The organism is Robinsoniella sp. (genome assembly GCF_034124845.1).
Genome location: NZ_JAWYAJ010000464.1, coordinates 1 through 14,004, shown reverse-complemented (window position 1 = coordinate 14,004; position 14,004 = coordinate 1). Strand labels below are relative to the sequence as shown.

13 protein-coding genes are annotated in these 14,004 nt (G+C 44.1%); 7 read left to right on the top strand and 6 right to left on the bottom strand.

Features of this window, described 5'->3' with window-relative positions; translation table 11 throughout:
* Positions 1-51 precede the first annotated feature (51 nt).
* Positions 52-204: a hotdog domain-containing protein gene (locus ACH2DQ_RS22850; protein ID WP_395028464.1), complete on the bottom strand. Its 153-nt coding sequence runs from the start codon at positions 202-204 to the stop codon at positions 52-54.
* Positions 205-406: 202 nt separating this feature from the next.
* On the opposite strand from ACH2DQ_RS22850, the gene ACH2DQ_RS22845 reads away from it, so the two are divergent.
* The 7 genes from ACH2DQ_RS22845 (at position 407) to nspC (ending at position 8,142) form a co-directional block, all read left to right on the top strand.
* Positions 407-1,279, top strand: a complete 873-nt coding sequence (locus ACH2DQ_RS22845; RefSeq protein WP_394914200.1) for a DegV family protein — start codon at positions 407-409, stop codon at positions 1,277-1,279.
* 506 nt (positions 1,280-1,785) lie between these two features.
* Entirely contained in the window at positions 1,786-2,547 is a 762-nt protein-coding gene (gene speD, locus ACH2DQ_RS22840; RefSeq protein WP_394914199.1) for an adenosylmethionine decarboxylase, read from the top strand.
* A gap of 10 nt (positions 2,548-2,557) precedes the next feature.
* Positions 2,558-4,012: an aminotransferase class I/II-fold pyridoxal phosphate-dependent enzyme gene (locus tag ACH2DQ_RS22835; protein ID WP_394914198.1), complete on the top strand. Its 1,455-nt coding sequence runs from the start codon at positions 2,558-2,560 to the stop codon at positions 4,010-4,012.
* Between the two features lie 4 nt (positions 4,013-4,016).
* On the top strand, positions 4,017-4,868 hold the full coding sequence (speE, locus tag ACH2DQ_RS22830) for a polyamine aminopropyltransferase (protein ID WP_395028460.1): 852 nt from the start codon (positions 4,017-4,019) through the stop codon (positions 4,866-4,868).
* On the top strand, positions 4,858-5,718 hold the full coding sequence (gene speB, locus ACH2DQ_RS22825) for an agmatinase (protein WP_394914196.1): 861 nt from the start codon (positions 4,858-4,860) through the stop codon (positions 5,716-5,718). The genes speE and speB overlap by 11 nt, the downstream gene beginning before the upstream one ends.
* Before the next feature lie 71 nt (positions 5,719-5,789).
* A complete protein-coding gene (locus tag ACH2DQ_RS22820) occupies positions 5,790-6,992 on the top strand; it encodes a saccharopine dehydrogenase family protein (protein ID WP_394914195.1) in 1,203 nt (400 codons plus the stop codon).
* Positions 6,993-7,014: 22 nt separating this feature from the next.
* Positions 7,015-8,142 carry a carboxynorspermidine decarboxylase gene (nspC, locus tag ACH2DQ_RS22815; protein WP_394914194.1) on the top strand — a complete coding sequence of 376 codons (1,128 nt, stop codon included), beginning with the start codon at positions 7,015-7,017 and terminating at the stop codon, positions 8,140-8,142.
* A 160-nt stretch (positions 8,143-8,302) separates the two neighbouring features.
* Here the strand turns inward: nspC and ACH2DQ_RS22810 are convergent, their stop codons facing one another.
* The 5 genes from ACH2DQ_RS22810 to kdpC form a co-directional block, all read right to left on the bottom strand.
* Positions 8,303-9,289 (bottom strand): diaminopimelate dehydrogenase, encoded by a 987-nt coding sequence (locus ACH2DQ_RS22810; protein WP_394914193.1) that lies wholly within the window; start codon positions 9,287-9,289, stop codon positions 8,303-8,305.
* A 103-nt stretch (positions 9,290-9,392) separates the two neighbouring features.
* Positions 9,393-10,325, bottom strand: coding sequence for a hypothetical protein (locus ACH2DQ_RS22805; RefSeq protein ID WP_394914192.1), 933 nt, complete (start codon positions 10,323-10,325; stop codon positions 9,393-9,395).
* A gap of 392 nt (positions 10,326-10,717) precedes the next feature.
* Positions 10,718-11,203, bottom strand: coding sequence for a GNAT family N-acetyltransferase (locus tag ACH2DQ_RS22800; protein WP_394914191.1), 486 nt, complete (start codon positions 11,201-11,203; stop codon positions 10,718-10,720).
* Between the two features lie 116 nt (positions 11,204-11,319).
* Positions 11,320-13,296 carry a DUF4118 domain-containing protein gene (locus ACH2DQ_RS22795; protein WP_394914190.1) on the bottom strand — a complete coding sequence of 659 codons (1,977 nt, stop codon included), beginning with the start codon at positions 13,294-13,296 and terminating at the stop codon, positions 11,320-11,322.
* A 132-nt stretch (positions 13,297-13,428) separates the two neighbouring features.
* Positions 13,429-14,004: K(+)-transporting ATPase subunit C (gene kdpC, locus ACH2DQ_RS22790; RefSeq protein WP_395028455.1), on the bottom strand; the 576-nt coding region annotated here is incomplete at its 5' end.

Sequence of the window (14,004 nt, the reverse complement as noted above, 5' to 3'; positions counted from 1 at the left end):
TCTCCAGTGCCAGTCCCGGAATCTGTACAGGATTCCCCTTCTGATCAATGGCTACCACCCGCATAGGTAATCTTTCCATTCAACACAACGGTCTGGTTCAGATATGCCTGATTTGAACTGCAAATTATCAATTGCCGCTGTGGTAACCTCCGTCTGTGCATGCCGATTCGCCACAATACCGGCGATTTCATCTATCCACTGCATCAGCATTCCTCCAAACAATCTGCCATAACCATTAATATGTCTTGGCATAAGCAGATAGGAATTTTCTGTCTGGTGTTGTCAAAAATAATGCGGTTTCATTACCGCTACACCATAACATTTTATCATTGACAACCTCATTTTTTTCATATACTATATACTTTGATTATCAAATCTTTTGAATCGATAACAAAAGGAGACTTCCATGAATAATTTTGTGATTACTACAGATTCCAATTCCGATCTTCCATCGGAATACATAGAAAAATATAATTTAACGATTATTCCCCAATATTATGCTTTCGGAGAGGATGTCTATGGGGATGAAAAGCACCTGACTCCATCTGAATTCTACAAAAAGATGCGGGAAGGTGCACTTCCAACTTCCATGGCTAATAATCCGGCAGTCATCCGCCAGCGCTTTGAAGCATTGTTGAAAGAGGGACTGGACATCCTGCATATTGCATTTTCCTCCAACCTGAGCGGCAGTTATAATAATGTTGCGGTTGCAGCCAGAGAACTTATGGAAGAATATCCCGGAACCAGGATTCAGGTAATTGATTCTCTCACGGTATCTCTGGGAGAAACCCTTCTTGTCCTTCGTGCCCTGGAATTAAAGGAAAAAGGGAAATCAATAGATGAAATTACAGCCGTTTTGGAAGAAGAAAAGCTTCACGGTAATGTACAGTTTACCGTTGATGACCTGCATCATTTGCAGCGTGGGGGAAGGGTTTCCAAAGTTGCTGCGGTATTTGGCAGTATGATTAATATTAAACCCATCCTGTATGTTAATCCGGAGGGAAAACTGGTTCCGCTGTCTACCGTGCGCGGACGTAAAAAGTCACTTACTGCTTTAGTAGAGAATATGAAAGCAACCCTGGAAGAAAACTATGACAAGAGCCGCCCCATTGGAATCATTCATGGTGACTGTATTCAGGATGCAGAATTTGCCGCATCACAAATAAGGGAAAAACTGGGTATTCAAAATATTATCATCAATGATGTCAGCCCCAGTATCGGTACACATGCCGGTCCCGGTGCACTTGGACTGTGCTATTACGGAAAGGTTCGTGTGTAATTTTTTTATTGACTTCCCAGACCACCTATGCTATATTGAAATCGTATGGAAAAACAGATTTATCAGGTCTTCCCATGCAAATATTTTTGACCACTTTCGTTTTGGAAAGTTAAGGCCATGCGGACAGCCGGGTCAACTGCCGATTGGCAACGTTTGTTGCCTTATTGATTGAGTTAAAAGCTCAAATTTTATAAGTTGGTTACTTCATAACCAGTGTGCATCCTGGCACATCAAACTTGTGAAACGGTCAATAAGAGTAGTAAAAGTAAAATATTTGCTATATAGACTCTGATCCCTATATCTGTTTTTGAATCGGAATACTTAAGATGAATCTACGTACCTTTTTGGGGGCTCATCTTTTTCATATATGCAAATTCAAATTCAGAAAAATAAAACGCAAGTGATGGACAGTTTGTACCGGCGCTTGCGTTATTTTTTTGCCTTTTTGAAAGACAAACCGGGGCGCGTTTAATTATTACCTTTTGGTGGATAAAGGAGGTACGAATATGGAAAATAAATTGAAGCTCTACGGCTTTAATAATCTTACAAAAGCCCTGAGCTTTAATATTTACGATGTCTGTTATGCCAAGACGCCCAGAGAACAGAAGGATTATATTGCTTATATCGATGAACAATACAATTCGGAAAGGCTGCGGGCTATCCTGACACATCTGGTTGACATGATTGGCGGCACGATTCTGAACATTTCCAGCCAGGATTATGAACCTCAGGGGGCTTCCGTTACAATCCTCATTGCGGAGGATCACATGGTTCCTGCCGGGGGCGATACGGTTGTGGCGCATCTGGATAAAAGCCACGTGACGGTACATACTTATCCGGAATATCATCCTGATACCTGCCTCGCCACTTTCCGCGTAGATATTGATGTGGCTACCTGTGGTGAGATTACGCCCCTATCTACCCTGGATTATCTGATCAGTTCCTTTGATTCTGATATTATCACGATGGACTACCGGGTACGGGGCTTCACCAGAGATGTATACGGCAACAAATTATTTATGGATCATTATATGACATCGATACAGAATTATATTAAAGAAGAAACACTTCGCAAATATGATGCCGTTGATATCAACGTTTACGATGCCAATCTGTTTCATACGAAAATGCTGATAAAAGAAATTGATCTGCAGAATTATCTCTTTAATGCAGATGTATATGAACTTCCTCCCAGAGCACGGCTTGAAATTATAGGCAGTCTGCGCAGGGAGATGATTGAGATTTTCAGCGGAAGAAATATATATTAGGAGGCAAGTTATGGGAAATCATGCTTGGTCCCATGCCCCGATCTATGAGGCACTGGAACGTTTTAAACGAATGAGGGTCGTCCCTTTTGATGTCCCCGGACATAAAAGAGGACGGGGAAACCCTGAACTTGTGGAATTATTAGGAGAAAGGTGCGTCAGTATAGATGTAAATTCTATGAAACCACTTGATAATCTCTGCCACCCTATATCCGTAATTAAAGAAGCGGAAGAACTGGCTGCCGAAGCATTTGGCGCTGCAAACGCTTTTCTTATGGTTGGCGGTACTACTTCTGCCGTTCAAAGCATGGTACTCACTGCCTGCAAACGCGGTGATAAGATTATTCTTCCACGTAATGTACACCGAAGTGTTATTAATGCACTGGTGCTCTGCGGCGCCAAACCGGTATATGTCAATCCGGATATGGATCACAAGCTTGGCATTGCACTGGGGATGAAAGTTTCACAGGTAGAACAGGCTATAGCCGAACACCCTGATGCCGTAGCGATTTTAGTCAACAACCCAACCTATTACGGCATTTGCTCCAACTTAAAAGCCATTGTGGAACTTGCCCACCGGCATAACATGCTGGCTCTGGCAGATGAAGCCCATGGAACCCATTTTTATTTTGGAGAGGATATGCCCGTTTCCGCTATGGCTGCCGGAGCGGATATGGCTTCCGTCAGTATGCATAAGTCCGGAGGCAGCTTAACCCAGAGTTCCTTTTTACTCATCGGACCAAATGTAAGTGAAGGCTATACCCGCCAGATCATCAACCTGACCCAGACTACCAGCGGATCCTATCTGCTTCTCTCCAGCCTAGATATTTCCAGACGAAATCTGGCACTTCGCGGCAGGGAAGAATTTGCAAAGGTACGGGCTCTTGCCCAATATGCCCGCAGTGAAATCAATGCCATCGGCGGCTACTACGCCTATTGCCGTGAAATTATAAATGAGAACAGTATATATGACTTTGATGTGACAAAGCTTTCGGTTCACACACTGGATATCGGCCTCGCCGGAATTGAAGTTTACGATATTCTCAGGGATGAATATGATATTCAGATTGAATTTGGCGATATCGGCAATATTCTGGCATACATTTCAATTGGAGACCGCCGGCAGGATATTGAGCGTCTGGTGAGTGCATTGGCTGAAATCAAGCGCCGCTATCAGAAGGACAAAACCGGTATGCTGTCCCAGGAATATATAGATCCCCAGGTTGTGGTTACTCCCCAGGAAGCATTTTATGCGGAAAAAGAATCTCTTCCTATTGGTGAAACTGCCGGAAGGGTCTGCAGTGAATTTGTAATGTGTTATCCTCCGGGCATCCCCATACTGGCTCCCGGCGAGAAGATCACCCAGGGAATCCTGGAATACATTGAATACGCAAAAATGAAAGGCTGCTCCATGACAGGACCAGAAGATCCTGACATCGGCCACCTGAATGTCTTGAAAGGAGTGTGAGAATATGGAACTATGGTTTTCTGAGCAGCATACCCCCCATGTAAAACTGTCTATCCGAGTGAACAGGCAGTTATTCAGCGGACAGAGTTATTTTCAGAGAATTGATGTTTTTGAATCCAAAGAATTCGGACGTTTTCTTACCTTAGACGGCTATATGATGCTGACGGAAAAGGATGAATTTATCTATCATGAAATGATCACACACGTCCCTCTCGCCGTCCATCCATGTGTAAAAAAAGTCCTTGTGATCGGTGCGGGTGACGGTGGCGTTATCCGGGAGTTGACCCGCTATGCCGGAATCGAACAGATTGATATGGTAGAAATTGACCCTCTGGTGGTAGAGGTCTGCAGAAAATATCTGCCCCAGACTTCCTGCCGTCTGGATGATCCCAGGTTGAATATCTACTATGAAGACGGCCTGCGGTTTATCCGGTCCAGAGAAAACGAATACGATCTGATTATTGTTGACTCCACGGATCCATTCGGCCCGGGAGAAGGTTTATTTACCAAAGAATTCTATGGCAATTGTTATAAGGCGCTGAAAGATGACGGGATAATGGTCAATCAGCATGAAAGTCCTTTCTATGCCGATGATGCGACTGCCTGCCAGAGGGCACATAAAAGGATTGTTGAGAGCTTTCCCATCAGCCGGGTATATCAGGCTCACATTCCAACCTATCCCTCCGGGCACTGGCTCTTTGGTTTTGCTTCCAAGCGCTACCATCCGGTTCATGATTTAAACGCGGTTGGCTGGAATCTGCTTGGAATCAGCACACGCTACTATACCCCCCGGGTACATGCCGGCGCTTTTGCACTTCCAGCTTATGTAGAGGAGTTATTAAGAGATGTTGAATAAAAATATAGAAACTTTTATCGGATGTGACGCTGAATATGAAGATGCCAAGATTGTTCTGTTTGGCGCTCCCTTTGATTCTACTACTTCTAATCGACCGGGTACCCGTTTCGGCAGCAAGGCGATAAGGTCCGAGTCCTTTGGTCTGGAAACCTACAGCCCCTATCAGGATAAAGATCTGATAGATATGCAGATTTTTGACAGCGGAGATCTTGAGCTCTGTTTCGGGGATACTGCACTTGCCTTAAAGGATATTCACGACCGGGCATCAACTATCCTGGAGGATGGAAAACTGCCCCTGCTCATCGGCGGAGAACACCTGGTGACTTTAGGTTCTGTCCAGGCAGTATATGAAAAATACCCGGACCTGCATATCATTCATTTTGATGCTCATGCCGATCTGAGGGAAGATTATCTGGGCGCACAGCTCTCCCATGCCTGCGTTCTGCGCAGATGCTGGGAATTGGTGGGCGATGGGAAGATCTATCAGTTCGGCATCCGCTCAGGTGACCGGGAAGAATTTTACTGGGGAAGCCAGGGCCACGTCAGCACCCACAAGTTTGACTTTGACGGTCTGGCAGAAACCGTGGAATCCCTGAGGGGAAAACCGGTTTACTTTACCATTGACCTGGACGTACTGGATCCAGGCATCTTTCCCGGAACGGGAACCCCGGAAGCCGGAGGCGTCACCTTTATGCAATTACTGAACGCCATTATGACCGTCTGCTCCGGCGCAGACATTGTGGGGTGCGATGTGAATGAACTCTGCCCTTCCTATGACCAGAGCGGAGTTTCTACCGCAACTGCCTGCAAAGTAGTCCGTGAACTTCTTTTGGCACTGGAGCGTGTTTAACAATAATTGCTTATGATTCACGTATACTATACTGCTAACTTTAACAATACCATTCAAGGAGGATTACAAACATGGGAAAAGCACTCATTATCGGATGCGGCGGCGTTGCAAGCGTTGCCATCCACAAATGCTGCCAAAACAGTAGCGTATTTGAAGAAATCTGCATTGCCAGCCGTACAATATCAAAATGCGATGCACTGAAAGAAAAATTATCCCCAGAAACGAAGACAAAGATCACAACAGCAAGGGTTGATGCTAATAACGTAGAGGAACTGATTGCACTGATTGAAAAAGTTCAGCCGGATGTGGTATTGAACCTGGCATTGCCTTACCAGGATCTTACGATTATGGATGCCTGCCTGGCAACCAGGACAAACTATGTTGACACTGCCAATTATGAACCGGAAGATACCGCCAAGTTTGAATACAAATGGCAGTGGGCTTACCGGGAAAAATTTGAAAAAGCAGGTATCACCGCACTTCTGGGCAGCGGCTTTGACCCGGGTGTAACCGGTGTTTTCTCCGCTTATGCACTGAAACACTATTTTGATGAAATTAACTATATAGATATTCTGGACTGCAATGCCGGAGACCACGGCTATCCCTTTGCCACCAACTTCAATCCGGAAATTAATATTCGTGAAGTTTCCGCAAACGGCTCCTATTGGGAAGACGGACATTGGGTAGAGACAAAGCCCATGGAAATTAAACGTGTCTACAATTTCCCGGAAATAGGGGAAAAAGACATGTACCTGCTTCACCATGAAGAAATCGAATCACTGGCAATTAATATGCCTGGAATCAAGCGGATTCGCTTCTTTATGACCTTTGGACAAAGTTACTTAACCCATCTAAAATGTCTGGAAAATGTAGGCATGACCTCCATCGAACCAATTATGTATGAAGGAAAAGAAATTGTCCCTCTGCAGTTTTTGAAAGCAGTTCTTCCGGATCCCTCTTCCCTTGGTCCACGCACCAAAGGAAAAACAAACATCGGAAATATCTTTATCGGCAAAAAAGACGGCATAGAGAAGAAGATTTATATCTACAATACCTGTGACCATGAAAAATGCTATGAGGAAGTAGGCTCCCAGGCGGTCGCTTATACTACCGGAGTTCCTGCAATGATCGGTGCCATGATGCTGATGACCGGTACCTGGAAAAAAGCCGGTGTTCTAAATATAGAAGAATTTGACCCGGATCCCTACATGGATGCCCTGAATAAATGGGGACTGCCATGGAAGATTTCAGAAAACCCGGAACTTGTAGATTAGAGCGTGTTATACAGGAGGAATTATGAAGTTCGAACATTTACCAACACCCTGTTATGTGGTGGATCTAAAGCAATTACGCCGCAACCTGGAAATACTGAAAAGCGTAATCGATCATACCGGCTGCCGGATACTGCTGGCGCAGAAAGCATTTTCCATGTATGCAGCATATCCCATGATCGGCGAATACTTAAATGGTACTACCGCCAGCGGACTCTATGAGGCAAAACTGGGAGCAGAAGAAATGGGAAAAGAGAATCATATTTTCTCCCCGGCATACCGGGAAGATGAATTTGAAGAAATCATTTCACTATGCGGGCACATTGTATTTAATTCCTTCTCACAGTTAGAACGGTTTGGAGCAAAGGCGCGTAAGGGGGGCTGCAGTATCGGTTTACGTATAAATCCGGAATGCTCTACCCAAGATGGTCACGAGATCTATGATCCCTGTGCCCCGGGCTCCAGACTTGGTATCACCCGTGCCAACTTTCGCCCCGATCTCCTGGACGGTGTGGATGGGCTTCATTTCCATACTTTATGCGAACAGGATTCAGATGCTTTACTGGCTACCGTTAAAGCCGTAGAAGAAAAATTCGGACCCTGGCTCGCTCAGATGAAGTGGTTGAATTTTGGAGGCGGTCATCATATTACCCGTCCCGGCTACGACATTGCTGCTTTAGAAGCCTGCATTAACCGCATTCAGGAAACATACCAGGTTCAGGTCTATCTGGAACCCGGTGAAGCCGTGGCTTTAAATGCCGGTTATCTGGTAAGCACTGTTTTAGAAACCCTGCACAATGATATTCAGATTGCTATTTTAGATACCTCTGCTGCATGCCATATGCCGGATGTATTGGAAATGCCCTATCGCCCTCCTCTCCTTCAATCCGGTGAACCTGGTGAGAAACCCTGTACTTTCCGTCTGGCTGGTCCAACCTGCCTGGCTGGGGATGTCATCGGGGATTATTCCTTTGATGCCCCTATAAAACCGGGCGATCGTCTGGTATTCGCAGATATGGCTATTTATTCCATGGTTAAAAACAATACCTTTAATGGAATGGCATTGCCTGCAATCGTTATTCAAGAGGAAAGTGGAGACTGCCGGATGATCCATCAATTCGGTTATGAGGATTTTAAAACCCGTCTGTCCTGATAAGTTTTTTGAATATAATATGTACATGTAATAAGCCAAATGGACGCACCAGCGTGTCCGTTTGGCTCGTTCCACAAAGAATAAAATTAGAATATAATACTTTCTGAAAAAAGAAAAAACTGCAGCCTGTGTTACACGCTCTGGCCGCAGTTCTTTTTGTTTATAATAACTGTTTTCTTAGTTCTTCTGAACTCTGTGCAGATAAATATGCCGGCGGGATATCAAATACCGTCTTACATCCGCTCTGTCCTTCCTGGCTTAAACGATATGCTGCTCTTGCATATGCCACAAGGACGGATGAGGTAAATTCCGGATTTGAATCAAGCTTCAGGCTATACTCAATAACATGAGTATTTTCTTCATTCCAGCCTGTCTTGCCGCTGCGGATCACAAATCCTCCATGGGGAATTCCGCTGTGATCTTTCTTTAACTCCTCTTCGGATATAAAATGCACGGTTGTATCATAATCTGAGAAATAGTTCGGCATGGTTTTGATTTCATTTTCAATACGTGCCAGATCTGCTCCCTCTTCTGCAACTACATAGCATTCTCTGGTGTGTTTTTGTCTCGTAGTAAGCTCCGGCGTATCTCCGTTTCTCACCGCATCCAAAGCACTTTCAACTGGAATGGTGTACTGTTTTGCATCTTTCACACCTTCTATTCTGCGGACAGCATCCGAATGTCCCTGGCTGACGCCTTTTCCCCAAAATGTATAATCCGTTCCGTTTGGTAAAAGTGCATTTGCATACATTCTATTTAAGGAAAACATTCCCGGATCCCAGCCAACTGAAATAATACCGATCCTTCCGCTTCCTTTTGCAGCCTCATCCACCTTGGCAAAATGCTCCGGAATCTTTGCATGGGTATCAAAGCTGTCCACTACATGAAACATCTGGGCACATTTTGGTGTCTGAACAGGCAGGTCTGTTGCGCTTCCCCCGCATAAAATCATAACGTCAACAGCATCTTTCATTTTCTCCACATCTTCAGTGGAATAAACGGAAGCACCTTCTGTGAGGATTTGAACGGTCTTAGGATCACGTCTTGTAAATACTCCGGCAAGTTCCATATCCGGATTCTGCTTTAACGCACATTCTACTCCACGTCCCAGGTTTCCATAGCCCCATATACCAATTCTAATGCTCATATTTTTTTCTCCAATCTTTCGTATCGTCTGGTAAATAATTTACTTTAAAATTTTAACACTGATAAATATATTTTGACAAGCTTTTTTGAAAATTTAGTAAGAACTACCTGTTTAAAATATGTTCTGTACTGTACTTTTCTTTCATTTTAACTAAAAATTTCCGGTCATATGCCAGCCTTGCAATATCCCCAGCCCGTCCATCGGAAGCCATCGCACTGATTAACTGAATGAAGGACTGCTGCTCTAATTCCCTTCCCTTTTCTTCCCAAAAAATTCTCTCCGACCTGAGATGTTTTTCTTCATCGTATTCTTCTAAAATCACTCTCGTAACCTCCCCTCGGTTTTTTATTAAAATATCTTTCAATATATTTTCATCTATGCATTGATTTACGGCTTTTTCTATTGATTCTTCTAAGGACATGCTTATTAAATATTCACGGATAAGCGCTACAAACCGGGCATATTCATACAGTAATCTGCATTGTTCCATCAAAATGCGGTTGTGTCCCAAATTAATATTGAATATTACCGCTTTGCACTCAACACCGGCCTCCTTCTTCTGATCCGCCTGAAAGAAGGCATCTGACAGATACAGCTCTTTGCGGTCCGGCTCATCTTCTTCCCCATTATAAAAAACCAGGTACTGCGGCATAGGCAGACCGATAAGCTTACTGCCATATATATCCGCATCCTTCATTTCAATATATCCCTGATATAAATTAGCAATATAAAATAGACCTCTAAGGGGCATGTTGGGATTTACTGAACTCTGATGTTCATAGAGATTCAAGGTTCCTCCAATGAGGAAAGAAAGATCATTTTTCATTCCCATATAAACCACATTTTCCATGGTGTTAATAATCAGGTCTTCCTCATTTTCATAATGGGTGCCATTCATACTATTGTATAATTCCAAAAGATCTCTTTTGTTTTGAAAGATCAGACGGAACAGACAGTCTTTATGCTTTCTGTTTACATGATATTTTTCCGGTAATCCTTTTTCCTCGCCGCATCCCGGCAATAACTTTTCCTGCATTTATTTACCTCCAGATTAACTATCAGACTTACAGCAGGAAAACAATAAATTATCTTATTTGGCTTCATTACATTCATTTATCTATTGAATCAGGGATTTTTGTACAGAACCATACAAATAGAGAACCGGCCTATGTAGAGCCTTTCATATCAGCTTCAGAAAAGCGTGAACGATCGAAAATAGAATATTTAAAAATAAGAAATGTAATGGCCTCCTGCCATTGTTGCCTTAAGTATAACCTGTATCAAGAGAAAAATCAACCCTTAAATTAATAAGTTGAATCTAAAACAGATCAGAGGCAATTCATATGTTTTATATTGCCTCTGATTTATCATTATACAACGCGGCACAGAACAAGAGTGTATCCGATTTACATTTTCATTTTGCTTCTTCTACAGTTCATGGTAGAATAAGATAATGTCTTCATATGCCCCGTTCTTATGCAGAAATCCTCCCGGAATAGTCCCAAGCTGCACAAATCCCAGTTTTTCATAGATATGTATTGCAGACAGATTTGTATGAACCACCGCATTAAACTGCAGTAACCGAAATCCCAGTTCCTTCCCCTTCTCCAGGGAATGTTTCACCAGCTGTTCCCCTGCCTTCATCCCCCTTACGGATTTTCTGACTGCATAACTGGCATTTGATATGTGTCCGCAGCGCCCTACATTATTGGGATGCAGAATATACAGACCGATGATTTCCCCAGCTTTTTCCGCTACGGCGGTAAAGCTCTGGGATGCAAAAAATTCACTCGCACCTGCTTCGCTTAATCCCTCTCTCTGGGGAAATGCCTCCCCATCTTCTACTACCTCATTCCAGATCCGGCGCATCTGCTCCAGATCCTTCTCTTCATACGCTCTGATCTTTAATTCCATCTCATCTTCCTCTTTCTGATTCGTACTACAGGGCACATTCCACTTTGCACCTCTCTTGATACTTATAAATAATTTTTGACTATTATAGTCTTATTTTTCCATTGCGTCAACTTATTTTACTCCATATAACGGTCCAACACCAGTGCCGCCTCATTTAACATGGCGATCAGAAGTCCATATTCAAAGGGTGCTATTTCCCTTCTTTCTTCCAGCACAATGCCTACTACCGCAAATACTTTTTCATTATTCTGCACCGGAAGATATAAAGCCTTTGCTCCGGGCAGCGTACTGGTGCAGGTTCCCGCCCTGTGATGATTCTGAAATACCCACTGGGCGGCCGCACGCTCTGATTTTACTACATATTCTTTCATATCCTCCTTGGACATTCCCTTTCGTGGAAAGAGCCTGGGTCCGGTTATTTTTCCGCCCTGCTTCAAATAGATCAGAACGGATAAATTCATTAGTTTCAATGCCTGGTTGGATATTTCTTTCATGACATCCTCAATATTCTGCGCCCTGCTCAGACGGCGGCTGTTGTCCAGCAGCAGTTCTGTCCGGTAGATCATTTTACTGCTTTCTTTACCCTGCCTCCTGATTTTAGATGTCATTGAGGATGACAGCAGTGCCACTGCAAACATGACGGCAAATGTCACCGGATAACTCTTCCCATGTGCCTGGAGGCTTAAAAAAGGAATTGTGAAGAAGAAATTATACAGCAGTACGCTGCATATTGATGCGGCAATGGAACAAATTCTTCCATTGGTATGCATCGCACATACGAGAACACCGAGAATGTAAATCATAATAATATTGGAATCTGGCAGATCCAGTTGCCGGAACACCAGTCCTGCCACCGTACTCCCAGCCAGGATTCCGGCTGTGATCAGAAAATCCCCCCAGTTGAGTTCCTCCCTGCGGTAAGATATTCGTCTGCGCTTATCCCCCGGCTGCAGATCCGGTATGACATAGATATCCATATCCTGGGTATACTGTGCCAGCTGCTCCACCAGCGTCCGTTTGGACTGTCCAAAATAGACTCGATGATTTGTCCTCCCGATTACCACTTTTGACACATTGCTCACCTTGGCGTATTCCGCAATCTGAAACGCCACATTTTCTCCATAGACGGTAGCTATCTTGGCTCCCAGATCCCTGGCAAGCTGTAAGTTTTCCTCCATCATTTTTTTCACTTTCCGGTCACTGCCCTGCAATTGGGGGGTCTCTACATACAGAGCCGTAAATTCTCCGTGAAATGCATAGGCAAGTCTGGATGCGGTACGAATCACTTTTGCATTAGTAGGAGAAGCGGAAACGCAGGTAAGAATATGCTCTCCAACATAGTACCCCATCCGTCCCTTAGATACCTCTGACTCCGCCAGCCGGTTCACACGGTCTGCCATCCTTCTCAGGGTAATTTCCCGCAGGGCTATCAGCTTTTCTTTTGCAAAAAAGTTATGTACAGCCCTTTGTGCCTGGTTTTCCTTGTAAACCTTGCCTTCCTTTAACCTGCGGATCAGATCGTCCGGTTCAATGTCGATAACCTCTACCTGATCTGCCTCGTCAAATACACTGTCCGGAATCCGTTCTTTGACCTTGATCTTCGTAATACCTGCCACCAGATCATTGAGGCTTTCCAAATGCTGAATATTAACTGTGGTATAAACATTGATGCCTGCATTTATAATTTCTTCTATGTCCTGATAACGCTTTCTATGGCGGCAGCCTTCCGTATTCGTGTGCGCCAGTTCATCCACTAACAGCAGTTCCGGTTTTCTCTTAAGACATGCATCCAAATCCATCTCACGGATTTTAATTCCTTTGTAGTCCATCATCAAAGGCTTTATCTGCTCAAGCCCCTCCATCATTCCCAAAGTATCCGGTCTGGCATGGGGCTCGATATAGCCGGCTGCCACATCCACCCCTTTTTCCTGCATCATATGTGCCGCTTCCAGCATGGTATATGTCTTACCCACACCTGCTGCAAATCCCAGAAAGATCTTCAGCTTCCCACGTTTACTTTCTTCCTGCTGCTCCTCCTCTTTCCGGACCTGCTCTAACAGCACCTGGGGATCAGGTCTTACATCTTCCTCCATACTAACACCTCCTCTAGTAGATTATCCGGCATATTTTTGCATTTAGAACACACTTAAGGGATGACCAGACACACCAGCCAGCACTGCACATTCTGGCTTTACTGTTTGGTGTTCCGGTCATCCCTGTTATTTCTATATTAATCCAATTGCCTTTGCTATTTCAATATTTGTTGTTAAAACATTCACCCGATTTTCTCCAAATACACCAAGCGTCTTATTTTCCGTGTTGTTATCCACAATTTTCTGCACTTCTTCCTCTGACAGACCGGTTGCTTTTGCCACAGCCCCAACCTGTACTTTTGCCGCCTGAGGACTGATATGGGGATCTAATCCGGAACCGGATGCGGTTAACAGGTCAGCCGGAATGTCTTCCTTTTTCACGCCAGGATGAGATTCTAAAAACTTCTGAAGATCCGCTTCCACCCTTGCATGTAAATCAGGATTGGCAGCGCCATAGTTAAAGGATCCTGATGAAACTCCGCCATAAGCCGTATTTCCCTCTGCATCTTCGATCAGATCATCCTGCGTATATGTATTATAATTTACAGAAGAGATTCTTCCCTGAAAAAACCTGGGATCTGTAAACTGCTGTCCGATCAGTTCTGATCCTACTGCTTTGCCATCCACTTCAATCAGACTTCCATTTGCCTGCTTATGAAATACAAGCTGTCCTGCTCCATTGACTGCAAGCGGATAAGCAACTGCACA